We start from the raw sequence: 19,412 nt of genomic DNA, 5'->3' as shown, positions 1-19,412 counted from the left end.
ATGTTCCGGGCGAGGGCCGCTTGGATGGGCGGCCCGTGCTCGGGGTTCGCTCAGTCGCCGTGGTAGCTGAACCGGTCCCACTTTCCGGCGGACCGCAGGAACACTTCGTATGCGAGTTCCCTGTCCGTCTTGACACGGTTCTTTCTGGCCTCGTATTCGGCCTCCTCCCTGAGGCGGCGCTCCTTGAAGTAGGGGTTGGCCGCCTCGTAGCGGTCGCGATACATGATCGCGAGCTCCTCCTTCATCGCCAGCGTGGCATCGCGGACGTCGTCCGGCATCACATATGAGTTGTGTCCGGAGCAGCAGCCGTCCTTGAGGAAGATGACTTCGATATGCCAGTAATCGAGCAGCTTACCGTTGCGCGTGATCTCGACTTCCAGCTTGTCCATGTTGGCGCGGATTTCGAACTTCACCGGGCGGACCCTGTTGAACTGGCGGGCGGAGAAGGTGAGGACTTGAGTGAGATCGACCATTTGAGTTTTCCCTTCGTTGCGGCGTCTTGCCGTTCCATAAAATCACCTATAAGTGATTTATAAACCGTGTGCAACAAAAAAATCACTGAAACGTGAAAATATTTGTGCTATTGGTCGGAAACGGATCGAAATCCGAATCGAAGGGGTGATTCATGACCGGCGAGGAGTTCTCGTCCTATATCGATTTCCTGCGCGCCGAGTTCGGCTGGAAGGCCGTCGATGTCAGGGAGCGGCTGGGCTGCGGCGTGAACCAGATCACGCGATGGCGGGAAACCGGGTGCCCGCGCTACATCGGTCTGGCGCTGGTCGCGATCGCGCTCGGATTGCAGCCGGGGTTCAGGCCGGACTGGACCGAAGTGGGCGACGGCGAGGCGGTCGAGGCGTAAAGAAAAAGCCGCCCGGTGAAGGACGGCCTTTTATTGCCGATTCTGGCGAATGCGTCGCCGACATGACAGTCGCAAAACCCATCACTCGGCGGCGGGGGTAAGCCCTCCCGCAGCGTCAGCTCCCTCGGCGTTTGCGCGCCTTCTGCCTACTCGTCGGACCGCTTGCGCGGAAACTCTTGCCCACCCTAGGAAGCCAGTTATTCCCCGGCAGGGGCTTCTCCACGGGACGCTTTCGCGTTTCACGGCGTCTCAGCCGATCGTCAGCCGTCTTATTGCCGGGCCAGATGTCTACAGGTTCGATGGGCTGGTAGACCACACGGGCATTCTTTTTGAATCGCCGTCCTGAAAATCGCAAGCGGAATCACTGATCCCCATCGAACCCGAATTCCAGTTTCGGAAGCCCGAGTTCCTCGGCGAGCCGATCGAAGCGCGCATTCGTCGCGATGTTCTTCAGCACCAACGCCCCGACGGCCTCCATCGCATCGCGGCGCCCGAGCCAGACGTCGGTGGCGCTGCCGGCCAGCGTGGAGCCGAGCGGGGCGGCGTAGCCGATCCAAAAAGCCTTCTGGCGTTCGCGCGGGTCGTCCGTCGCGATCTCCGCCTTCGCCCGCTCGACGGTGGCGGACACGACGCCGGCGCAGTCGCGCATCCGCTTGAACAGCAGATCCCTATAGGCCTCGATCCGTCCCCGCTCGACGGCGGACAGATGCGGCAGCATGTCGTCCAGCGAGCCGGAGACGACGATCTCCGCCGCGTCCTTCGGCTGCGAAAGGTTGGCCTTGAATTTATGGACGCGGGCGTAGAGCGAGTTTTTCACCTTTACCATGTGGCCGTCGGCAAAGCGCACGACGTAGCCCTCGCCCTCGATCTCGGCCATCGCCGTCGCGGTGAACGAATTCCACTCGGCGACGGGATCGAAGGCGCGAACGAGCGGAACGCGCAGCAGGCGCGCATGATCGGCGAGATCGCCGTGGGGCATCTGCTCGCCCGTATCGCGGCGGCGCAGGCCGGTCAGCGTCAGTGTCGCGGTATCGTGGCGGACGACGACGATATTGTCGGGCGACGTCCATTCGAAGATCGGCGTCAGACCGGCGGCGATCAGATCGCGCAGCGCGGCGCGCCCGTGGCCGTCGGCATCTTCGGCTTCGTAGAACGCCAGCGCCTGCCTGGAGATCGTCGTGACACCCCACCGCGTGGCGAATGCGATCCCGCCGCCCGGCTGCTCGAAGGCGTGGATCATCGAGCCGTCGAGCTTCTCCAGTACAAGATGGCTGTCGCCGAGGGGCAAGTTCGCCGCCAGGGTCTCCTCGCGCTCGCCGGCGTTGAAGAACTTCTGGTAGGGCCGCGACAGCAGCGCGCCGGTCCTCGCGTCGAAGGTCAGCCCGCGAAGCTCCCGCGCCAACGCCGCGAACGGGGAGTCGCCGATCGCAGGAAAGACGTGATTGTCCATGTAGGCGTAGTCGTAGACGATCGTGCCGTTGTGACGCTCGCCGCGCTTGAACGCCTCATGGATGAGCCCGGCGTCGCGGTGCGCCTCGATGTCGTCGATGCTCGAAATGAGAGGAAACGGATATTTCATCGAAATCTCCTGCGGCGGCCTTCATACCGGAGTTTCCGGAGATCGGGGAGGGCCGTCGCCCGGCGATTTTGGATTTCACAAAAAGTGAATTCATCCATCGCTTTGCCTTTGAACGATCCTCACGCCGCCTCGCGAAGCCCGTCCATCGCAGCCGCATCCAGCGCATCCTCGGCCTCCTCGGCGATCATCGTGGAGAACATGGCCTGAAGGGCGGCGCCGGTCGTCGGGACGTATCCACGAATTCCGTCGCGGTCGTAGAAGGCCCGGAACATGCGGCGCGCCTCGTCGATTTCCAGCGGCCCGATTTCGTAGATGTGATCGACACGGCCGGGGCGCAGGATCGCCGGGTCGAGGCGGTCGAGGTGGTTTGTCGTGATCACGAATTTAAGTGCGTCGGGCGTCTGCATGCCGTCCAGCGTGTTCAATATCTCGTGCATCGCCCAGCCGGCGGCTGCGGCCTCCTTCTCGGAGGCGTCCGAGTCCCGGCGGCGCTGCGCGTGATCTGGCGTCCTATTCAGTCCTTCTGCGAGAGTGTCGATGTCCTCGACGACGAGCAGCGTCTTCGGTGTGATGTCCGACATCCGCTCGGAGATCGACAGCAGGCTCCGGAGATACCGGATTTCGAACCCCAGTTCCGAGGCGACGGCCTGGATGAGCGACGTCTTGCCGGTGCCCGGCGGCCCGTGGAGCACGAAGCCGATTTTCCTCGGAATGCCGCGCCGCTCATACCATTCGTGATTATCCTCGAACCAGCGCAGCCGCTCGACGATCCGCCGTCCGACGTCGTCGTTGGCAAACACGGAATCCAGGCGCCGCCGGCGCTTCATGACTTGCGTCCAACCGTTGCCGGCCTCGATGTTCACAACGAGGCGTTCGGAGACGTCCTTCGGAATCGCCTCGTCGATAAACGCCTGGGCCGTGCGCTCGTCCGTCGTCATGAACGTCATGGCGATCGTCGACATGTCGTGAAGCCGCGAAGTGTCCTTCGATTTCGTGTAGCGGATCCACGTGCCGTTCCAGTGCGCCCATCCGCTGCCGTAGCCGACGACGAGCGAGCCGCAGGATAGATCGAAATTCTTCGAAAACCGGCGGACGCGGTGCGCCGACAGGAGCCGGTCGACGTCGGAGAAATGAAATCGATTGTCCGACACGGTGACGTGGACGAGCAGGTTCTTGTCGATCGCATTCATGATCCGATCGGGCAGCGATTTCGCTTGATATGCCAGCCAACCCAGCGCCATCGCGCCGACGCCGCCGGTCAAGAACTGATTGTGCTGCGCGAAATCGACGATTCCCTCGAACATCCTGCCGTTTCCTCAATTCCTCGAAGACAAAGCGAAGGCCACCTTCGCTTTCGAGAGCCTATGCCGCTTCGGCGAGTAGATTCCTGAATCTCATGCACTGCACCGGGCCGCCGCAGCTCGGAACGACCTGGCATGCGATCTCGACGGCTCGTTTCGCGTTGGCGCCCATGAGAAGGGCCGCCGTCGCGGCTTCATGGCCCGATCCCCATGCGGCCATGTCGATCTGTCCATAGTCGAAATACGACGCGCCGCCGTATTCACGCACACTGAGATCGGGCATGACACGTATGAGCGTCGCCTCTCCGGTGTTGATCTCGTCGTCGTTCGGCTCCTCTCGTTTCAGCAGGCGCAAGAGCGGCCCGATGTGAGCGAGCTTGCCGGTGATTCCGAGCATTCCGCCGTCGAAGGCGCGATGGATTTTCCGCGCGTCGTGCGGCGCGACGACGCCGCTGCAACTCACTCTCGAATCGCTCGCCAAAAATCCATCCCTGTAGACGATGACAGTCAATGGTAGGTTCCTCCCTTCGGCGCGTCGTCCTTCTTCGCCCGCGGCTTCCCAGCCTTTGCCAAGGCATCCCGCGCCTTGGCCCGCGTCAGCTTCGGGACGACCGGCGCCGATGGATTCCGCTCCGTCATGACCTCGGCGAACGTCTGTCCCGTCGCCTCCAGCACCGCCGGCGAATCCAGATGCGAATGCCAGAGGCCGCAGATCGCGTCGGCGACGGCGTGATCGGACTCGCCGACCTCGAGGCGATGCGACCCCATCACCCACACGTCGCCGGGCTGGGACACAGGCGCGCCCGGAGTCGGCTTCGGCTCCTCGGCCTTCGGCGGCTCGGGTTCGAGGAGGCTCTTGATCTCCTGGTCGTCGAAGCCGGTGAGCGACAGGTCGAAGTCGAGGGATTTGAGTTCCGAGAGTTCGAGGGCGAGCATGTCGTCGTTCCATGAAGACTCGTCGGAAAGCTTATTGTCCGCGATGATGTATGCGCGCTGTTCTTCATTTGAGAGGTGGCCGAGGTCGATCGTCGGAACTTTATTCAGCCCAGCTTCTTTTGCAGCCGCCGTTCTACCATGCCCTGCCAGGATTCCGTTTTTGCCGTCGAGAAGCACCGGATTTGTAAAACCATAGCGCTTGATCGCCTCGGCGAGCTTTCGAAGCTGCGCCGGCGAATGCGTGCGGCTGTTCCGCGAATAGGGGATCAGTTCGTCGATTGGCCGATAGACGACCTGAAGACGGATATCGGATTTGTCGCTCATGTCGCCTTCTTCCCTTCCATCGCCGGCATCACGATCCTTTCTCCGACATCGTAGTTGAATACGTATCCGGAGAAGGTTCGCCCGATCGTATTGACGCGCCCCCTGTCGTCCACGTTGACCACTGCGGCCTCGTCTTCGCCCTTGTGCGTCGCCCAATACAGGCCGGGTTCGACATCCTGCGCGACAACGATGCCGAGTATTTGTTTCGCCGTCATCCGCGCCGACAACATCCGGTGGCGCTCCGAGTCGTCGGGCTCCCTGAAGGAAAACGCGAGAGGCTCGATCTCGCGGGCAATCGCGTCGATCAGTTCGTCCGACGTGAGGCGCATCAGGCGGCCTTTCTCACGTATTCGACGACCACCTTGTCGCGGGCCTCGACTTCGTAGGCGTCCGTCGTCTCGCCCTCGAACGCCTCGGTTTCCTGATTTTCCGTCAGCCCGCGTTCATAGTCGGCGGCCCAAAGGATGCCGTCGTGCCGGAAAACGAGCGTCCTGTGCTCGGTCCAGCGTCCGCTGTCGTTCGAATACTGACCTCCACCCGTCCCCGAAGGGCGCGGGTTTCCTGCAAGGGCGCGCATCACGCAGCCCTCCGGATGGTTCCTGCTTCATCGGGGCGTCTACCACGCTGTCCCTCCACAGGCAGAACCGAGCAGCCCGCCCGGCTTAGGATATTCTTCGCCGCATTCACGTCGGCGTTTTCTTCGTGTCCGCAAGCGACGCAGACGAAACGCGCCTGACTGGCGCGGCTCCTCGCGTCGACGACGCCGCACTCGGAGCATGTCTGACTCGTGAAGGCGGGATTCACCTCCACCAGCCTTCCCCCGCGCTCCGCCAGCTTGTAGTTCAGCATCGTGCGGAACATCCCCCATCCCTGATCGAGAATGGAGCGGTTCAATCCCGCCTTCTGACGGACGTTCTTCCCCGGCTCTTCGACGGTGCCGGCGGCGGAAGCCGTCATGTTCCTGACCTTCAGATTCTCCATCGCGACGACGCCGTGGCTCTTGGCAATGTCGGTGGAGAGTTTATGCAGATAGTCCTTGCGCTGACGGGCTATTTTACCCTGTATCTTCCCGACCCGCGCCTTCTGCTTTTTCCAATTGTTTGATCCTTTCTTCTTCCGCGACAGATTCCGCTGCGCCTTGCACAGCTTCTTCCGCGCCTTCTTGCCGAAGTTTCCCGGCTCGACCTTCGTCCCGTCCGACATGGCAGCGAAGACGGCGACTCCGCGGTCGATGCCGACCGGCGGCAATTCCGAAGGCTGCGGATCCGCGATTTCCGTTTCGTATTGCGCCGCGACGGTCCAAATCCCGGTCTTCAACGAGACGGTGATGTTCTTCACCGTTCCAGGAATCGCCTTGTCCCAACGCAGCTTCACCCATCCGAGCTTGGGGAGTTTCACTTCGCCCCAATGCTTCGATATGCGGCGAAATCCGAAGGCGCTCGGATCAGGAAAGCGCATGCTGTCGTTCTCGAATTTCCGCCGCGGCTTCGGATATTCGGCCCGCCCTTCCCAGAAATTGACGAAGGCGCGATCGAGATCCCTCATCGCTTGTTGCAGGGCATGAACCGGAACGTCCTTGATCCAATCCACTTCTTCACGCACCGCCGTGACTTCCCGGCACTGCGTGGCGAAATTGAAACGGCGCCCCGGCCTCCACCAGTCGCGCCTTTGCTCCAGCGCGACGTTGTACATGAATCGGCAGGATCCGACCCACTCCGTCAGGCGCTGGGCCTGCTCGTCGGTCGGATAGAGACGGTAGATGTTCGCCCTGTGGAGGATCATGATTCGACCAGTGAATCCGCGATCAGAAAATTCAAAGCGGAATTTTAGAGTCCGGGTTCGACGGACAATGGCAAGTCCGTCGAACCCGGCTCGCGCGCCTTCGCCAGCCTTTCCAATTCCGCCAGATCGCCAGGCGTCGGCACGCGGCAGACGATCTCGATTTCGCTGAGATTGTAGATGTTGTCATTCCACCGAACTTGTCCGCTTTCGGAGACATCGAAAATCCATGCGAGGTCGGACGGCTCGTCCGAACGGAACCGCCCCCAATAGTAGCCGGCCTCGACGGCATCCTCGGGGTCTTCGACTCTCGACAGCACGAAAACACAGGTCTTCGGAAATCCGCCGCCGGCATATCCCCACTGCCAGACGCCGTCCTTCAATTCGACGGGCCGCTTCTCCTTGTTGCCGATGCCGATCGCCAGCCAATACCAGCCGTTCGCGAGATCCTTGTCTCCCTGGGGATTCGTGGGGCGATTGATGATTTCCGTCATGTCCGTTCTCCCGGTCGATGCGTTCGACGATTCGACCGGTGAAGCGGCGCCGTGAAAATTCAAAGGGATTTTTCGAGGCCTCGAAATTATTTTTATCAATCGCTAAAAAAAGATGTTGACTTTGTTTTTAGCGATTGCTATAAATGTATCAATGGAAGGCGCGGTGCAGGGAGACGGAACATGGCGACGATGCATCTGATCCACGGTTCGAGCAAAGCCCACATCGACGGGATCACCGAGACGGGCATCTTCGGTGGAATCTTCACGCTCGACTACAACCCCGGATGCGTCAATCACGGCTACGGCGAGCATCTGCACATCGTCTCGCTCGACGACAGCGAGATCTGCCGGCACGGAGATATTACGGAGCGTCTGTCTCGCGAGCGGATCGACGAGGTCATCGCCGGCGAAATCGATCTCGACGCGCTCGACGAATACGACATCGACGAGAACGAGCGGGCCGAAGTGCTGAATATGCTGCGCCGCTGGGCTCTCGAAACCGACGACGCCAACTCGATCGAAATTTATTTCGGCGGCGACGACTGCGAATACGGCGGAATATTCGAGGAAATCCTCGTCGGCGCGCAAGCCTTCGACGCCGGAAGTCTCGGATTCGAAATCCAGCGCATTCGCGGATTACTCGCCCGCGCCGCAGGCTTCAGAGCCGTGGATTGCTACGACGAGAACGGGATTTCCACACTCGTCATCGGCGGCATCGGCACAAAGATCATGCCGCTCGAGGAATTCGAAAAGGCCTCCGTGTGACCGCAGGCCGACTCACAGAGAAAAACTCAAAGGAACCCCGAATGAAGAAACCCGAAATCCTCACACGCGAACAGGCCGTCGCCCTGTTCACGGACTTCGCCGACCGAATGGGCCGCTCGAAATTCGCCAAGGCCATCGGCGTCACGCCCGGCATGATCACGCAAGTCTGCGACGGCGCCGTCCCGCTCAGTGAAAAGCTCGCCCACGCAGTCGGACTCGAAATCGCCTACATCCGCAGCGCGGCGCCCGTCGTCGATCCCGGCGACCTGCCGCCGGCGGACCCAACGAAGAGACGTCTCGGGCGCCCGAAGACGAAGAGGGACTGATCTGCGACCGACCGCGACGTCGTCGGCTCGTGCGATGAGAGGCAACCCGCGCTCTGGCCAAAGACGACGGATTTGTTAGACTTCATCATCGAAGCCGCGTCGCGCATGCAATATATTAAAGGGAATTCCTATGCTTAGCGTAATCGGTGTCCATGCCGGGCACAATGCGAAGGAAGGCGACTATCGTCCCGCCGGCGCCGTCGATCTCACGTGGGGGCATGCATGGCTGAGCATGCACTATACAAACGGACGGTCCAACACGATCGGACTGTGGCAGGTCCAAACAAACGGATTTCCTCGACATGTCGTGAGGGATCCCGGAAATATCCTGCACAATTCGGGCATCACCGATAAATTCGCCGAAAAATTCGAGGTCGAATTCGATCTGGAGCGCAGGCTGCATTACGTCGCGAACGCATCCAGATACTACGGCCTTTACAAAGGCCAGCAATCGCGAGCCGTCATGGCGCTCGGAAAATTCACCGGATGGCGATTGACGCACAATTGCGCGACGTGGGCTACGGAAAAGCTCCATGACATTTTCGGAGTCGACCTGAAAACGGCGGAGGTGCTCGGGCTTACGAATACGCCGAGGGCGTTGGCGAACAGCCTGAGAGCTCTGGAGGCTAAAAGGGCGACCAGCGTGGGCAATCCCGTCTACGTCGGCAAGGGCGGCCAATAAAGGCTGGACCCGCCGAAGCGGGCCCGGAACTCACTCCACGCTTACGCCGGCGGCTGGTGGTTGAGCTGTCCGGACTATGCGCCGCAGGGACGCACGCCGCAACATCAGCTCGCGGCGTCGTTCCAGGGAAGGCGGCTTGCAGTGGTCATGAGGACTCCCTGTTGTTCGACGGTAAAACGATGACCGTTTGCGCGCCGTTTTCCAGCGGCGCCCCGTCCTTGCCGGCGATCTCGATCTTGTTTCTCGCCGCCCGTTGCATGACGATGTTGTTCCAGAATTCGATGGCGCGCATCTGAGAGGGATCGACCCATTCCTCGATCAGCTTGCCGTTCTCGTCGTGGATGTATTTCCCGTCCCGTCCGCGCTTGAAGGTGGCCGGCTTGCTGGCGATCTGCACAAGACGACGATTGATCTGCTGATCGACGACCGACTTCGCCTTCAGCTCCTTCGCGAAATATTTTTTCAACGTCTTCACGTCGAGGCCGATGAATTCCGCGATCTCGATGTCCGGAGTCCCGACCTGCGCGAGCGCCTCGACCTGATGGATGTCCTTATCGGTCGGAACAAACCGGGTGCGAGTATGTGGATTCCGAGGACGGTTCGCCTCGGACCTGCCAGGCTTTTTTGCCTTCTTTCCCTTCGCGGTCATCCCGTTTTTCCACGTCTTCCGAGATTTATGTCCAGTTTGAGAGGCGATGAGTCATGACTCCGCGCATGGACTTCTTATTCACGCTACCGTCGGACGAGATTCGCCGCCACGCGTCCGACGGATAGCTGGACGCCTCACGACAGCCGAATGAGACCGTTAGGCCCCGGTATCGTTCCCGTCGGCGCCGACGGCGGAATCGCTCCGAGCGTCACCCTGATCTGCGTGTCGGAAGCCTCCCAAAGATCGACCTGGAATCCGCACAGGCCGGCGACCTCCTCGACCGCGAGACCCAAAGCGGATGCCGGGTCGTCGTCGATGGCCTCCTGCGCCCGGCGATCCGCTTCGATATCGACGACGGCCTCCTCGATGACGACGGACGCGCCGTAGTTCGGCAGCGGCTCGACGACTCCGCGTTCCGCCGCCATCTCCTGCTCGTCATCGAACCTCACCGGGACGCCGATCGCAAGCAGCGCCTTCTCGATTTCGAACGCCAGCGCCGTCTTTCCGGAGCCGACCGGGCCCGAGATGTTCACCTTGATTTCCGCCATGATGATCTCCTTCATTTTTCGACGACGGCTCACGCGGCCTCGTCGGATTCCCCGAATCCCGAAAGCAGCCGGGTCATCGCGGCCTTGGCCTCGGAGAGCTTCGTCGCCATCGTCCGCGAGAATTCGGCCCGCAGGCTCGTCTCCGTCGCGGTCTTGACCTCCTCGATTTTCGCGTCGGCTTCCTCGCGCAGTGCGGCCTCGATATCGGCGAGACGGCGCGCCTCGGCATCGTCGGCGCGGGCTTCCTCGTCCATCTCGATCGCCTCGATCCAGCGATAGGCGTCGCCGTCCAACGCCCGCGCCAGCCGGTCTCGCAGAGACGCCGCTTCGCGTTCGAGTCTCCCGATTTTTTCGAGAAGGGCCGCCGCTGCGGCGTCGCGCTCGGCGAGGTGGGCGATGAAGTCCCTGGCGAACGAGGTCTCCAGAACGACTTCCGTCCCGTCGGCCGCCGCGGCTTCCAGCCTTGTGACGATGCTGTCGGCACGAAGATCCTGAAGATGCGCGTCGCAGGCGTCGATGCAGACGGCGTCCTCGGCGTCGTCCTCCAGGTCGATATCGTTCGTCTCGTCGTCCGCGTGCGAGAGATCCTCGACGCCGTGCAAGTCGTAGCCGGTGGCGCGTTCGTAGTGCAGCGTGATGCCGAGAGGCGTCAAAGTCTCCCTCGCATAATCGACGAATTTCGCGAATACCTTGGTTTTCACGTCGCAAGCTTCGGCGATTTCCGTCGTCTTCAGCGGAAGCGGCCAGTCCTCGTCGAGCGCGGACAGAATCCGCCACGCGGGATTTCCTATCCGTCGCTGCACGCCGTCGATGCGCGCGTGGACGCGATCGGACAGGAGTTCTATTCGAAGACCGCCATCCGTTATCATGCGGGTTTCCTATAGGCGACGCCATGATGGTGCGCGCAATATGTCCGGCCATTGGAGGTCGCGGCGCCGCAATAGCCGAACTCCTCCGTTCCCGATTCTCCGAGCGGCCACGCGCAGCGGCCGGTAGCGAGCTCTTCGATTCCGATCGCGTCGGCGCGGAACGCGAAATGGTTTTGAAGCCGCTTTGCGAGATCGCGCTTGAAATCCTCCGGGGCGACGACGGGTGCTTCCATCCTCACGTCTCCTTTTCGGGCGTGTGGCGAGGACGGCGCTTCAACGTCCTTCCGCCCCTGGCGCGTTGCGACTGGACGATGAGGATTTCCGGATCGAGATTCGGATTCCTGGGACGGGGAACCGGCGGCGGCGTTATGTCGAGATCTTCTCTCGGGACGACGTGCACGATTTTCGGCATGCGCGGCCATTCGACGCCGGGTGGCCAATGTTCCGAGAAATATTCGATTGCGCGGTCGTAACTGCGAAGCGTGATGTCGCCTCCGGCTTCGAGCCGCTTCAGGAGGTGCGCGTTCCGCACGGGGCTCTTGAGAAGCACCGTCGCAATCGTGCGGTCATAGCCCCGTGCGAATTCACGGATCACCGCGATAAGATGCGATTTGTATGCGTTCTCGATTGCCGGCACGTGTTTGCCTGAAACTCCCCCGGCGGCGAGTTTCCAAGCCGCCGGGTACGCCACCCACTCGTCGACTCCACTCGGAAGGGCTCGACAATTTCGACGAATGAATCCGCGGCGCGAAAATTCAAAGCGCAATTTTTCAAATCGTTAACATCGCAAAAAAAAGAAGGCCATCGAGGGTGCCGCCTCGATGGCCAGGACGATGACGCGCCGGGACTGGTGATCCGCGGCGACATTGGAATCCTGAGTCATGCCGGTGCGAACGTCAAGCGGGGCGGCGGGATTTTTCGCTTCCGCTTTTTTCGGCGCCGGTTCGCTTGCACCTTGGGAGGATTCGAATGTGATCGGGATCGACGATTTCAAAAATGATTTCGAGGGCGCCGTCATGCGCGTCGCCGCGGATGTCGAGCGCGTGATCGCCGCGATACCGGCGGAGGAGAGATCGCTCGTCCTCCTCCAGTGGTCGGCGCGGCGGCTTGCGCGCTTCATCGAACTCGGCGTTCCGACGGCTCTGATCGAGGAGCAGGAGGGACGGCTCGCCGCCAGGCTGCGCGATCGGGCGCGGGCGCGCCGAGGGACGGCGACAGGGCAGGGCGCCGGCAGGGAACGGTCATGACTTTCGCGCACCTCAAGGACGGGAAAATCGGCCTCGGGCGCCGACCGGATCGATGGGGCCGTCTGAGGGGCGGAATACTATATGTAGTAGGTCGGCCGAAAACGGCATTGCCTGTCCATCGCCCGGAATTCCGAATTTTGCCACCCCGTCGAAAAAGCGTCTGGATAGGCCTAGAAATGCCTCCAGCCACTTCAGAGCGGAATTCCCCGTGGCGGCCACCTGAAATCACGCCTATGGGCCAAAGAATCGTTTTTCGCGGCATATGCCTTTTGGAGGCCGGTGCGGAAGGGGTCGGCGCCGCCCAACCATGGATCTACCGTTTTTAGATTGCAGGAATGGAATCCCGCGTGAATCTTATATTCTTTAAGATATCAAGATTCTTATAAGTACTATATAGCCGGCATTGCCTTACCATTCCCTCCCGGCAAAAGCCGCGAATGCGGCGTCCCATATGGCTTTTGGACAATTCCACAGAAAAAAGTGGTGAAAAGGCAATGCCGGTATGGACAGGCAATACCGGTGATCGTAAGGCAATGCCGGTAGCCGCCAATCAACCGGCATTGCCGTACAATACAGGATTTCCGCCACTTTCGGCTTGTTTGAACCGGTATTGCCGTATAATATACCGGCATTGCTGTATCATGGCGGGGCCGGCAAAATGGAAAATCCTGAAAAAACAACGGTTCGGTTCGATTTCAATCCCGGCTGGCTGGCGCGTTACAAAATGCCGGAGAACGCGGCTCGCGCCGGCTTCGAGGTCACGGCTAAGGATCTCGCCGTCATGTTGGCGGCCTACGGAAAACACAACATCTTGTGTGTCGACCCGGCGGAGATCGAGGACGACGTGTGGGTCGAAACCGACAATTCGGAGCTTCTGAAGTGGTCGGGGCACGATCATCGGCGGGCCGTCGAACCGATGTGCGGGCGGTTGGAGGAATCGTTCTGCATCGTCGGAGCCTACTTCGACAACCGGGATCCCGAGAAGGTGTCATTCAAGATCGCCCCCGACGACATCCGCGAGGCGCATCCGGAAAGCATCGACAATCCCCGCGTCAAGCCGCTGCATGTCGATATCCGGACCGTCGCGGGCTTCAGGACCGTCTACAGCGTCCCCGTCTATCTGCGGCTGCTGGCGTGGACCTACTATCCGTCGCTGGCGCCGCTGCGCGTGGACGACGAGGACGGGGCGAGGATCGTCACCATCGCACGCGACGAGGTGGCGGAGCTGCTCGGGCTGGAAATGCAAAAATTCCGCGCCGGCTATTTCAACGTGATCTTCAAAACCGTCGAAAACGATCTTGCGTCGGCCGGCATTGCCGTATCGTCAAGATGGGTCGCCGACGGGCGCCGCCTGACGACGTTCAAGATCCGCTGGCGGCACGAAGGGCTGCCGACGATCAGAATGGAGGATCGGGCGACGAAGAAGAGGCCGCCCAGGATCAGGAGGGCAGTCGTTGCGGCGCCGTCCGAGACGCCCGCTCCGGTCGCTGCGTCCTCCGTCCGTCCCCGTCGCCTCCAAAAGCCGGGCGCGGCGGATTCGATTGAGGCGACGCCGATCCTTGAACCCGCACCCGCCGCCGTGGAGACGCCGACCGCGCCGCCGGTCGCCACCACGAAGCGGACGTCTTACAGCCGTCCAAGACGCCTGCAACCCCTGTCGTCGGCGGCGCCCGTACAGCCGTCTCCGGAACCGGCGCCGAAGAGCGCACCTCCGTCGCCCAAGCCGGCATCGAAGGCTTCGCGCAAGGCGTCTCCCGACGCATGGACTCGCCGGGCGGGCGAGACCGACGACGAGCGCGACGAGCGGTGGAGGGCATGCGGTCCCATCACCCGCAGCCGCGGCGCCGACATGTTTCCGGATCCGACGACGGAGCCGGACTACGATTTCGTGTTGAGAAATTTCGAGCGCATCCAGCAGCCGCACCTTTTCAAAATCAGCGAGGACGAATGGTTCGACCGGCTCGAAAGGGAAGGCGTCGTCGTCCCGCGCTACACGATCCCGCAGCCGTTTCATCCGATCCTCCAATACGACCCGCACTTCGACAAAATGTTCGAGGAGGCGCGCCGCAAGGCCTTCGATATCGACGACGATGAGGACGACGAGGACGACCGGCAGGGGTGGTGACGCCGAATTCGAGGGTTTTCGCGACTACTCCACGAGTTGCGGTGTAGTTGCGATAACTCTCGAAAAGGCCAATGCCTATAAAACGCGTCTGGATGCCTCAAGGCGCGCCTCTAATTTCAGGAAGTCATATTCATCCAGTCGATCGCTCCGAGGCGTCCTACGGGCCATCCTGACGGTTCGGTTTTCGTGACGGCGGACGAAAAATCGAAAATAGGGGCGTTTCCGGGCGTCACGAGTCCCGCGGATATTTCCGTTACCGCGGCGGATAAAAAGGTTTCAATGGCAGCAGGTAATGGGGGGACGCCATGACGGTTTGGCATGACGCCTCACGTGACGAATCCGCATTGCGATTTTCATGAATTCCCTTCACCGGTTGGGAATCGGAGGGATTTTCGATGAGCAATGAAACGAGAAAGAGATCGGATCGCGGACGGCAGAGACTGAAACGCGAAAGGGACGCCGAGGCGGGGCTGGCGGATCCCCGCGTCATCGACAGTTTCCTCGTCCGGGCGATCGGCGTCGTCCTGCGCGACAGACATGAATCGGATGTCAGGCTGGCGTGGCGCCGAAAGTCGGAAATCGGCGAGGTCGTCGAAATCGCGCTGCGGATGTTGGAAGAGGCGGGATACGCACGGGAGAGCAGGAAACAGATCGCCCGCGTCCTCCACCGCGTCGGCGACGGATCCTGGGACGGCCTGCTGGCGACGCCGAGGAAGCTGGATGTCTCCTAATATGTGATGGGACCGGAAGGAGACGGCGTTCGAAAAAACCAATGTTGACACCTTGGCGTCGGACGATTCCAATCTTCGCGAGCGAGCCGCATGAGAAAATTTGGTGCGGCTTTCCCCAATGTTGACACCTCGGCGCCGATCCGGAAAATTATCCGGAACGGCCTGGTATTTCCTCAATTTCGTGCTGCTATAGCTGAATGAAGACGGAGGACGACACGATGTGGAACGGCGGACGCAACGACAATTGGGGATTGGCGATGGGCTTGGCCCTCGGCGCACGCGATCAGCGCGAGGCGTATGAGCGCGAGATTCGCGATCTCCATGCCCTTCGTGAACTCGACCGGCTCGAAGCCCGCGCCCAGCGCGCCTTCGATCGCATTGTCGCCGCCGACCGGGAGGACGAATCCCGTGCCGCTGCCGACGACGACGCCTTCGCGATGGCCATCGCCTCGGCCAAGCGACGAAGGGACGGTCGCAAGTCGGCATAAAAAAAAGCCCCCGGCGTCGGGGGCTTTCTCGTTTCCGGCGTCGGCGTCAGATCTTGCAGGAAACCGTGTCGTCGTCGGCGACGTCCTCAGGCGTCGGGATCCTTTTCTCCGTCCGCATGATCTTCGCCGCCTTCTCGTAGCCCTTTTGGACTTCGGCGATCTGCTCCGCCGTCAGCCGCTTCAAGCCGTCGATCTCGCCCGTGCCCGCGAAAAATCTGTAGAGGTCCATCGGATCCGCGTTGCGGACGATTATCGCCTGCCGACGATCCATCATGCCGATCCAGGCCCGCTGCTCGAACGGAAGATGACGCGACGCCGCCGGCTCCGGCGTCTCGCCGGCAAGGACGGCCTTCGACGCGGCGATGGCGACCTTCCATGCCGGGACCGGTCTTGCAGCCTCGCGGGCGACGCGCCTCGCCTCGCGATCCGCAGCGGCCTGCTCCAGTTCGCCGACTCGCCGGGTCGCCGCAGCGACGGCAGGAGTCGACGACGTCTGCTGCCCGGCCGCCATGCCGGCGCCGATGGCCTCGAATGGAAGGGCAACCATTCCGACCGTCGCTTTCGCTGCGGTTCCCGCGACGGCGCCGGCCGCACGGAACGGAGCCTTCACATAGTCCCCGACGTCGTCCCAGACGTGCGTCGCCGCGCCCCAGGTGAATTCCAGCGGCTCCCAAATCCCACTGCCGATGCTTCTCATTGCGCGACCGATCGCCGCGAGAATTCTTCCAAGCATGTGTCGTCCTCCTCGATTACGTCGATACTCTCAACCACGCATCGTCGAATTCAAATTCACATGCAGCCAAGAAAGAAGAAAGAGTCGCTCACACCTTCTTCTTCTTCTTCGGCTTCAATTGGTCTCGTATCGTCTGTTCCGCCCGGCGCTCCAACTCGAGATACGCCAGCACTTCGGCTTCCGACCGAGCCGCCCCCGCCGCGTCGATCAGCGCGGAGCCGTCGAAGCCTGGGATCTTCTCCCAGACTCTCACGCGTCGATATCCGAGCGCGCCGGCGATACGGTCATTCATCTTGAGGTCGCCGTGCAGAACCGCGTGGACGGTCGACAGCCCGGATCCCGTCAGCTTCGACAGCCGGTCCAGCGTCAGATCGTCCGCGAGCCTGTCGAGGAGCTTCAGGAGCTCTTCTTCAGTGATATATTCCGTGCCCATCAGACGACCCTTTGCAGTTGGCTTTTCTCGATCTTTTCATAGCCGCCGCGGCGTCCTTTCAAAGGCATCAGATGACTGCGGATGCAGCGCGTCATCAGGCCGTCTTGTATCCACTGCGACGCCGGCGTCAAATCAGGCGTCCCGACCATGAAGACGTTGTGCGGCGTGACGACCTCCAGCAGCGGCGAGCCGTCCTTGGGGCGGCTGTAATGCTTCACAGAGTCGTGATCGTAGATGTGCCCCACGGCTATCGAGACGCCGTAGTTATCGGGTTTTCCGTCGATTATGTAGGCCACCGGTCCGACGTCGAGATCGATCCGACGCCCACGCAGGACTTCCGGAATGCGTCGAATGATAGCCTCGATCGACGGCGGAAACAGCAACGTGGTCTTGCGGACGGCGTCCGTGCGCCATGCGCCGCACCAGGATTCGAAGGCCATGTCCACGGTCATCAGGAAATGTTTGATCTCCGGATGCAGCGCGGCGTCAAGGACGCGGAACGACGACTTGGCGCGAATTTCGGCGGCGCCGGGAAGACCGCGCATGGAGTCGAGATACAGAATCGCGCTCTCTATGAAAGCGTCGGCGTCCGAGCGTGTGGCGAAGGCGAAGGAACGGATCACCCTCGCGTTGCCGTATCTTTCTTCGATGAGGTAGGGCATCTGGATCTCCTCAGGCGATGCGGCGAAGGATGGAAGCGGCGGCAGCCGATCCGATCAGGACGCCGGCGGCGAACGTTTCGGCGACTACGGCGAATGCGGATGTCTCGATGATCGGCAGCGGCGCCGGGCACGTCAGCACGGGCGCGGGGCGTTCGCGCTCGCCGAGGACCGCAGCCATCCTGGCTTCATCGGCGCGCCGCATTTCGGCGATCACATCGATTTTCGAGGACGACGCGGAAAAAGCCGATCCGCCGTAGTAGAGCGTCGCCACGGCTATGGCGGCGACGAGTGCGATCGAGACGACCGCGACAATGAGTTGGAACATCGTGTCTCTCCCTGGTGAACTCGTTGCAACCACGCGTTGGATGTGGAAATCCTGTCCCGCGATTGTCCGGCGCGGGCTCCGTCGTCGCGTTCTTCAGGCCGCCTTGGCGATCTCCTTCGATTTCACGACTTCGTGGAAGACGTTGCCCTGATCGCGCTTGAAGTGATGGCCGTTCACGAAGATGTCGGTCGCCTTGGACTTCATCAGGCCGAACAGGAATTCCTCGGCGTCGGCTCCGTTCTTCGGCGACCGAACGGGGAAGGGCTTCTCAATGAAAGCGCTGCCGCCATAGGCGTTCAGTTCGCGTTCGAGCCGATCCGCCTCGGCGCGCATTCTGGCGATCTCCCAGCGGGCATGCGCCTCCGCGCATTTCGGATCCGTCCCGAACTTCGAGGCCGCGCGGTGCGTCGGAGCCAGCGCGATGCGGATCGTGCCGCCGACGGCGTGGTTGATCCAGTGGTGGTCGCCGTCATAGCCGCAGGTTTCGCCGTCGGCTCCGGCATCATAGAGACGCTTCGCCTGCTTGGATGTCCACTCTACCGGCGGAACGATGTGTTCACCGTCGAAACGAACGAGATATGGATTTGGGGAATATCTCATCGGGGTTCTCCTTGATCGGTTTCTGACGGCCTTCGTCAGGCGGGGCTCCACCCCGGCGACCATCGGCGACGCCCAGCGCCGCCTAGGTTTCGGCCTTGCGTCAGTCGCGAAGTTCGAAATCCTCGCGCGGCAGGACGGCGAACTTCTCGCCAGGAGAGAGATTCCAGTCGTAGTTGAGCAGTTCCGTCGCGGACCAAGTGATGAACTGCTTCGGATCGTGGAAGTCCTCGCAGTCGCCGAATGCAGGGAGATAATCGAGGTCGACTCCCGCTTCGTCCAACGTGATTTCCTGCTCGTCGCATTCGATCGAGAGGGCGTTGAGCGCCTTGCAGAGCGCCTTCAGGGACTTCGCGTTATCAACGCGGTCGACGAGTTTTTCGAGCTTCGACATGATTTTCTCCCGTCCTTGGAGACACCACCCCTTCGGGCGTCCGTTCATCCGACCGATGGTTCCGATCCCAGGGATCGGCGGCACTCCGTCGCTCGTTGATATCAATGTGAGCTCGCTCCTCATGTCCGTCAATCTAGTTTTTCATATTTTATGAAAAAAGATCATCGCAAGGTGTCAACATTGGCATGTTCTCAGAACGTCGCGAGAACGTGGGTCTAACCTTGTCATCCATTTTGAGGTTTGGTTAATTTTTCAAAAAATAATTTGACGACATTGAAAATTGTGCGCGGAATGAGGACATGGACACTCGAAACACCGACATCGAAGCAATCAAATCGCTGGGCGCCATGCTCTACGGAGTGGAATGGCGACGTCCTCTTGCACGTGATCTTGGCGTCTCGGATGCCCTGATCCGGGCGGTCATGGGCGGGCGGCGCAGGCTGACGGATCCTGTCCGTGCGGGCTTGTTCCGGATAGCCGTGCGGGAATGGGATCAGAGAGACGAGCGCGACGAGGCGCTGCGAATGGCCATCGAATGCTTCGATGTCGGGGAAGGGAACTGAACG

At 61.2% G+C, this 19,412-nt stretch carries 29 protein-coding genes; 9 read left to right on the top strand and 20 right to left on the bottom strand.

Going from position 1 to position 19,412, the window contains the following annotated elements:
* Positions 1 to 50 precede the first annotated feature (50 nt).
* Positions 51 to 473, bottom strand: a complete 423-nt coding sequence (locus K369_RS14105; protein WP_036292033.1) for a hypothetical protein — start codon at positions 471 to 473, stop codon at positions 51 to 53.
* A 152-nt stretch (positions 474 to 625) separates the two neighbouring features.
* On the opposite strand from K369_RS14105, the gene K369_RS14100 reads away from it, so the two are divergent.
* Complete coding sequence (locus K369_RS14100) at positions 626 to 859, top strand: hypothetical protein (RefSeq protein WP_036292031.1); 234 nt, start codon at positions 626 to 628, stop codon at positions 857 to 859.
* A 361-nt stretch (positions 860 to 1,220) separates the two neighbouring features.
* Here the strand turns inward: K369_RS14100 and K369_RS14095 are convergent, their stop codons facing one another.
* The 8 genes from K369_RS14095 to K369_RS14060 form a co-directional block, all read right to left on the bottom strand.
* A complete protein-coding gene (locus K369_RS14095) occupies positions 1,221 to 2,438 on the bottom strand; it encodes an RNA ligase (protein ID WP_036292029.1) in 1,218 nt (405 codons plus the stop codon).
* A 119-nt stretch (positions 2,439 to 2,557) separates the two neighbouring features.
* Positions 2,558 to 3,742 carry an AAA family ATPase gene (locus K369_RS14090; RefSeq protein ID WP_036292027.1) on the bottom strand — a complete coding sequence of 395 codons (1,185 nt, stop codon included), beginning with the start codon at positions 3,740 to 3,742 and terminating at the stop codon, positions 2,558 to 2,560.
* A 58-nt stretch (positions 3,743 to 3,800) separates the two neighbouring features.
* A complete protein-coding gene (locus K369_RS14085) occupies positions 3,801 to 4,136 on the bottom strand; it encodes a hypothetical protein (RefSeq protein ID WP_156967915.1) in 336 nt (111 codons plus the stop codon).
* Positions 4,137 to 4,246: 110 nt separating this feature from the next.
* Positions 4,247 to 4,999: a ParB/Srx family N-terminal domain-containing protein gene (locus K369_RS14080; protein ID WP_051949293.1), complete on the bottom strand. Its 753-nt coding sequence runs from the start codon at positions 4,997 to 4,999 to the stop codon at positions 4,247 to 4,249.
* Positions 4,996 to 5,328, bottom strand: a complete 333-nt coding sequence (locus tag K369_RS14075; protein ID WP_036292023.1) for a hypothetical protein — start codon at positions 5,326 to 5,328, stop codon at positions 4,996 to 4,998. The genes K369_RS14080 and K369_RS14075 overlap by 4 nt, the downstream gene beginning before the upstream one ends.
* Positions 5,328 to 5,579, bottom strand: coding sequence for a hypothetical protein (locus K369_RS14070; protein WP_156967914.1), 252 nt, complete (start codon positions 5,577 to 5,579; stop codon positions 5,328 to 5,330). Before K369_RS14070 ends, K369_RS14075 begins: the two co-directional genes overlap by 1 nt.
* A complete protein-coding gene (locus tag K369_RS14065) occupies positions 5,576 to 6,781 on the bottom strand; it encodes an RNA-guided endonuclease TnpB family protein (RefSeq protein WP_051949291.1) in 1,206 nt (401 codons plus the stop codon). Before K369_RS14065 ends, K369_RS14070 begins: the two co-directional genes overlap by 4 nt.
* Positions 6,782 to 6,825: 44 nt before the next feature.
* Positions 6,826 to 7,272: a hypothetical protein gene (locus K369_RS14060; protein ID WP_156967913.1), complete on the bottom strand. Its 447-nt coding sequence runs from the start codon at positions 7,270 to 7,272 to the stop codon at positions 6,826 to 6,828.
* Between the two features lie 51 nt (positions 7,273 to 7,323).
* On the opposite strand from K369_RS14060, the gene K369_RS14055 reads away from it, so the two are divergent.
* The 3 genes from K369_RS14055 to K369_RS14045 all read left to right on the top strand — a co-directional run bounded on the left by K369_RS14055 (position 7,324) and on the right by K369_RS14045 (position 9,045).
* On the top strand, positions 7,324 to 8,037 hold the full coding sequence (locus tag K369_RS14055; protein WP_156967912.1) for a hypothetical protein: 714 nt from the start codon (positions 7,324 to 7,326) through the stop codon (positions 8,035 to 8,037).
* Positions 8,038 to 8,078: 41 nt separating this feature from the next.
* Positions 8,079 to 8,363, top strand: coding sequence for a hypothetical protein (locus K369_RS14050; RefSeq protein ID WP_036292017.1), 285 nt, complete (start codon positions 8,079 to 8,081; stop codon positions 8,361 to 8,363).
* Positions 8,364 to 8,493: 130 nt separating this feature from the next.
* A complete protein-coding gene (locus K369_RS14045; protein ID WP_036292015.1) occupies positions 8,494 to 9,045 on the top strand; it encodes a hypothetical protein in 552 nt (183 codons plus the stop codon).
* Positions 9,046 to 9,190: 145 nt separating this feature from the next.
* Here the strand turns inward: K369_RS14045 and K369_RS14040 are convergent, their stop codons facing one another.
* The 5 genes from K369_RS14040 to K369_RS26530 all read right to left on the bottom strand — a co-directional run bounded on the left by K369_RS14040 (position 9,191) and on the right by K369_RS26530 (position 12,129).
* Entirely contained in the window at positions 9,191 to 9,694 is a 504-nt protein-coding gene (locus K369_RS14040; RefSeq protein ID WP_036292013.1) for a hypothetical protein, read from the bottom strand.
* A gap of 134 nt (positions 9,695 to 9,828) precedes the next feature.
* On the bottom strand, positions 9,829 to 10,242 hold the full coding sequence (locus K369_RS14035) for a hypothetical protein (protein ID WP_156967911.1): 414 nt from the start codon (positions 10,240 to 10,242) through the stop codon (positions 9,829 to 9,831).
* A gap of 29 nt (positions 10,243 to 10,271) precedes the next feature.
* Positions 10,272 to 10,895, bottom strand: coding sequence for a hypothetical protein (locus K369_RS14030; protein ID WP_156967910.1), 624 nt, complete (start codon positions 10,893 to 10,895; stop codon positions 10,272 to 10,274).
* Between the two features lie 212 nt (positions 10,896 to 11,107).
* Entirely contained in the window at positions 11,108 to 11,533 is a 426-nt protein-coding gene (locus tag K369_RS25605; RefSeq protein WP_084570678.1) for a GcrA family cell cycle regulator, read from the bottom strand.
* Between the two features lie 356 nt (positions 11,534 to 11,889).
* Positions 11,890 to 12,129 carry a hypothetical protein gene (locus K369_RS26530; protein WP_156967909.1) on the bottom strand — a complete coding sequence of 80 codons (240 nt, stop codon included), beginning with the start codon at positions 12,127 to 12,129 and terminating at the stop codon, positions 11,890 to 11,892.
* Here K369_RS26530 and K369_RS14015 point away from each other — a divergent pair.
* From K369_RS14015 to K369_RS14000, 4 genes are all read left to right on the top strand, one after another.
* Positions 12,128 to 12,358, top strand: coding sequence for a hypothetical protein (locus K369_RS14015; RefSeq protein WP_156967908.1), 231 nt, complete (start codon positions 12,128 to 12,130; stop codon positions 12,356 to 12,358). The two genes, K369_RS26530 and K369_RS14015, sit on opposite strands and share 2 nt — an antisense overlap.
* Before the next feature lie 658 nt (positions 12,359 to 13,016).
* Positions 13,017 to 14,483: a hypothetical protein gene (locus K369_RS14010; protein WP_036292000.1), complete on the top strand. Its 1,467-nt coding sequence runs from the start codon at positions 13,017 to 13,019 to the stop codon at positions 14,481 to 14,483.
* 395 nt (positions 14,484 to 14,878) lie between these two features.
* Positions 14,879 to 15,214 (top strand): hypothetical protein, encoded by a 336-nt coding sequence (locus K369_RS14005; protein WP_036291999.1) that lies wholly within the window; start codon positions 14,879 to 14,881, stop codon positions 15,212 to 15,214.
* A 197-nt stretch (positions 15,215 to 15,411) separates the two neighbouring features.
* A complete protein-coding gene (locus tag K369_RS14000) occupies positions 15,412 to 15,702 on the top strand; it encodes a hypothetical protein (protein ID WP_036291997.1) in 291 nt (96 codons plus the stop codon).
* A gap of 46 nt (positions 15,703 to 15,748) precedes the next feature.
* Here K369_RS14000 and K369_RS13995 read toward each other — a convergent pair whose 3' ends face one another.
* From K369_RS13995 to K369_RS13970, 6 genes are all read right to left on the bottom strand, one after another.
* Entirely contained in the window at positions 15,749 to 16,435 is a 687-nt protein-coding gene (locus K369_RS13995) for a hypothetical protein (RefSeq protein ID WP_036291995.1), read from the bottom strand.
* 88 nt (positions 16,436 to 16,523) lie between these two features.
* Complete coding sequence (locus K369_RS13990) at positions 16,524 to 16,868, bottom strand: hypothetical protein (protein ID WP_036291993.1); 345 nt, start codon at positions 16,866 to 16,868, stop codon at positions 16,524 to 16,526.
* Positions 16,868 to 17,530 carry a hypothetical protein gene (locus K369_RS13985; protein WP_036291991.1) on the bottom strand — a complete coding sequence of 221 codons (663 nt, stop codon included), beginning with the start codon at positions 17,528 to 17,530 and terminating at the stop codon, positions 16,868 to 16,870. Before K369_RS13985 ends, K369_RS13990 begins: the two co-directional genes overlap by 1 nt.
* Before the next feature lie 10 nt (positions 17,531 to 17,540).
* Positions 17,541 to 17,801 carry a hypothetical protein gene (locus tag K369_RS13980; protein ID WP_198033122.1) on the bottom strand — a complete coding sequence of 87 codons (261 nt, stop codon included), beginning with the start codon at positions 17,799 to 17,801 and terminating at the stop codon, positions 17,541 to 17,543.
* Positions 17,802 to 17,948: 147 nt separating this feature from the next.
* Positions 17,949 to 18,518 carry a hypothetical protein gene (locus K369_RS13975; RefSeq protein ID WP_156967905.1) on the bottom strand — a complete coding sequence of 190 codons (570 nt, stop codon included), beginning with the start codon at positions 18,516 to 18,518 and terminating at the stop codon, positions 17,949 to 17,951.
* A gap of 37 nt (positions 18,519 to 18,555) precedes the next feature.
* Positions 18,556 to 18,846 (bottom strand): hypothetical protein, encoded by a 291-nt coding sequence (locus K369_RS13970; RefSeq protein WP_036291986.1) that lies wholly within the window; start codon positions 18,844 to 18,846, stop codon positions 18,556 to 18,558.
* Between the two features lie 299 nt (positions 18,847 to 19,145).
* Here K369_RS13970 and K369_RS13965 point away from each other — a divergent pair, with 299 nt between their 5' ends.
* Entirely contained in the window at positions 19,146 to 19,409 is a 264-nt protein-coding gene (locus K369_RS13965) for a hypothetical protein (RefSeq protein ID WP_036291984.1), read from the top strand.
* The last annotated feature ends 3 nt before the right edge of the window (positions 19,410 to 19,412 follow it).

It is taken from the genome of Methylosinus sp. PW1, from assembly GCF_000745215.1.
Lineage (GTDB): Bacteria > Pseudomonadota > Alphaproteobacteria > Rhizobiales > Beijerinckiaceae > Methylosinus.
Note: the sequence above shows the minus strand (reverse complement) of the source record. Positions and strands in the feature narration are given on the sequence as shown.

What these genes read in the sequence shown, in the direction of transcription:
- K369_RS14105 (WP_036292033.1), bottom strand. Translation starts at nt 473, where the DNA reads ATGGTCGATCTCACTCAAGTCCTCACCTTCTCCGCCCGCCAGTTCAAC.
- K369_RS14100 (WP_036292031.1), top strand. Translation starts at nt 626, where the DNA reads ATGACCGGCGAGGAGTTCTCGTCCTATATCGATTTCCTGCGCGCCGAG.
- K369_RS14095 (WP_036292029.1), bottom strand. Translation starts at nt 2,438, where the DNA reads ATGAAATATCCGTTTCCTCTCATTTCGAGCATCGACGACATCGAGGCG.
- K369_RS14090 (WP_036292027.1), bottom strand. Translation starts at nt 3,742, where the DNA reads ATGTTCGAGGGAATCGTCGATTTCGCGCAGCACAATCAGTTCTTGACC.
- K369_RS14085 (WP_156967915.1), bottom strand. Translation starts at nt 4,136, where the DNA reads ATGCTCGGAATCACCGGCAAGCTCGCTCACATCGGGCCGCTCTTGCGC.
- K369_RS14080 (WP_051949293.1), bottom strand. Translation starts at nt 4,999, where the DNA reads ATGAGCGACAAATCCGATATCCGTCTTCAGGTCGTCTATCGGCCAATC.
- K369_RS14075 (WP_036292023.1), bottom strand. Translation starts at nt 5,328, where the DNA reads ATGCGCCTCACGTCGGACGAACTGATCGACGCGATTGCCCGCGAGATC.
- K369_RS14065 (WP_051949291.1), bottom strand. Translation starts at nt 6,781, where the DNA reads ATGATCCTCCACAGGGCGAACATCTACCGTCTCTATCCGACCGACGAG.
- K369_RS14060 (WP_156967913.1), bottom strand. Translation starts at nt 7,272, where the DNA reads ATGACGGAAATCATCAATCGCCCCACGAATCCCCAGGGAGACAAGGAT.
- K369_RS14050 (WP_036292017.1), top strand. Translation starts at nt 8,079, where the DNA reads ATGAAGAAACCCGAAATCCTCACACGCGAACAGGCCGTCGCCCTGTTC.
- K369_RS14045 (WP_036292015.1), top strand. Translation starts at nt 8,494, where the DNA reads ATGCTTAGCGTAATCGGTGTCCATGCCGGGCACAATGCGAAGGAAGGC.
- K369_RS14040 (WP_036292013.1), bottom strand. Translation starts at nt 9,694, where the DNA reads ATGACCGCGAAGGGAAAGAAGGCAAAAAAGCCTGGCAGGTCCGAGGCG.
- K369_RS14035 (WP_156967911.1), bottom strand. Translation starts at nt 10,242, where the DNA reads ATGGCGGAAATCAAGGTGAACATCTCGGGCCCGGTCGGCTCCGGAAAG.
- K369_RS25605 (WP_084570678.1), bottom strand. Translation starts at nt 11,533, where the DNA reads ATGGCCGCGCATGCCGAAAATCGTGCACGTCGTCCCGAGAGAAGATCT.
- K369_RS14015 (WP_156967908.1), top strand. Translation starts at nt 12,128, where the DNA reads ATGCGCGTCGCCGCGGATGTCGAGCGCGTGATCGCCGCGATACCGGCG.
- K369_RS26530 (WP_156967909.1), bottom strand. Translation starts at nt 12,129, where the DNA reads ATGACGGCGCCCTCGAAATCATTTTTGAAATCGTCGATCCCGATCACA.
- K369_RS14010 (WP_036292000.1), top strand. Translation starts at nt 13,017, where the DNA reads ATGGAAAATCCTGAAAAAACAACGGTTCGGTTCGATTTCAATCCCGGC.
- K369_RS14005 (WP_036291999.1), top strand. Translation starts at nt 14,879, where the DNA reads ATGAGCAATGAAACGAGAAAGAGATCGGATCGCGGACGGCAGAGACTG.
- K369_RS14000 (WP_036291997.1), top strand. Translation starts at nt 15,412, where the DNA reads ATGAAGACGGAGGACGACACGATGTGGAACGGCGGACGCAACGACAAT.
- K369_RS13995 (WP_036291995.1), bottom strand. Translation starts at nt 16,435, where the DNA reads ATGCTTGGAAGAATTCTCGCGGCGATCGGTCGCGCAATGAGAAGCATC.
- K369_RS13990 (WP_036291993.1), bottom strand. Translation starts at nt 16,868, where the DNA reads ATGGGCACGGAATATATCACTGAAGAAGAGCTCCTGAAGCTCCTCGAC.
- K369_RS13985 (WP_036291991.1), bottom strand. Translation starts at nt 17,530, where the DNA reads ATGCCCTACCTCATCGAAGAAAGATACGGCAACGCGAGGGTGATCCGT.
- K369_RS13975 (WP_156967905.1), bottom strand. Translation starts at nt 18,518, where the DNA reads ATGGTCGCCGGGGTGGAGCCCCGCCTGACGAAGGCCGTCAGAAACCGA.
- K369_RS13970 (WP_036291986.1), bottom strand. Translation starts at nt 18,846, where the DNA reads ATGTCGAAGCTCGAAAAACTCGTCGACCGCGTTGATAACGCGAAGTCC.
- K369_RS13965 (WP_036291984.1), top strand. Translation starts at nt 19,146, where the DNA reads ATGGACACTCGAAACACCGACATCGAAGCAATCAAATCGCTGGGCGCC.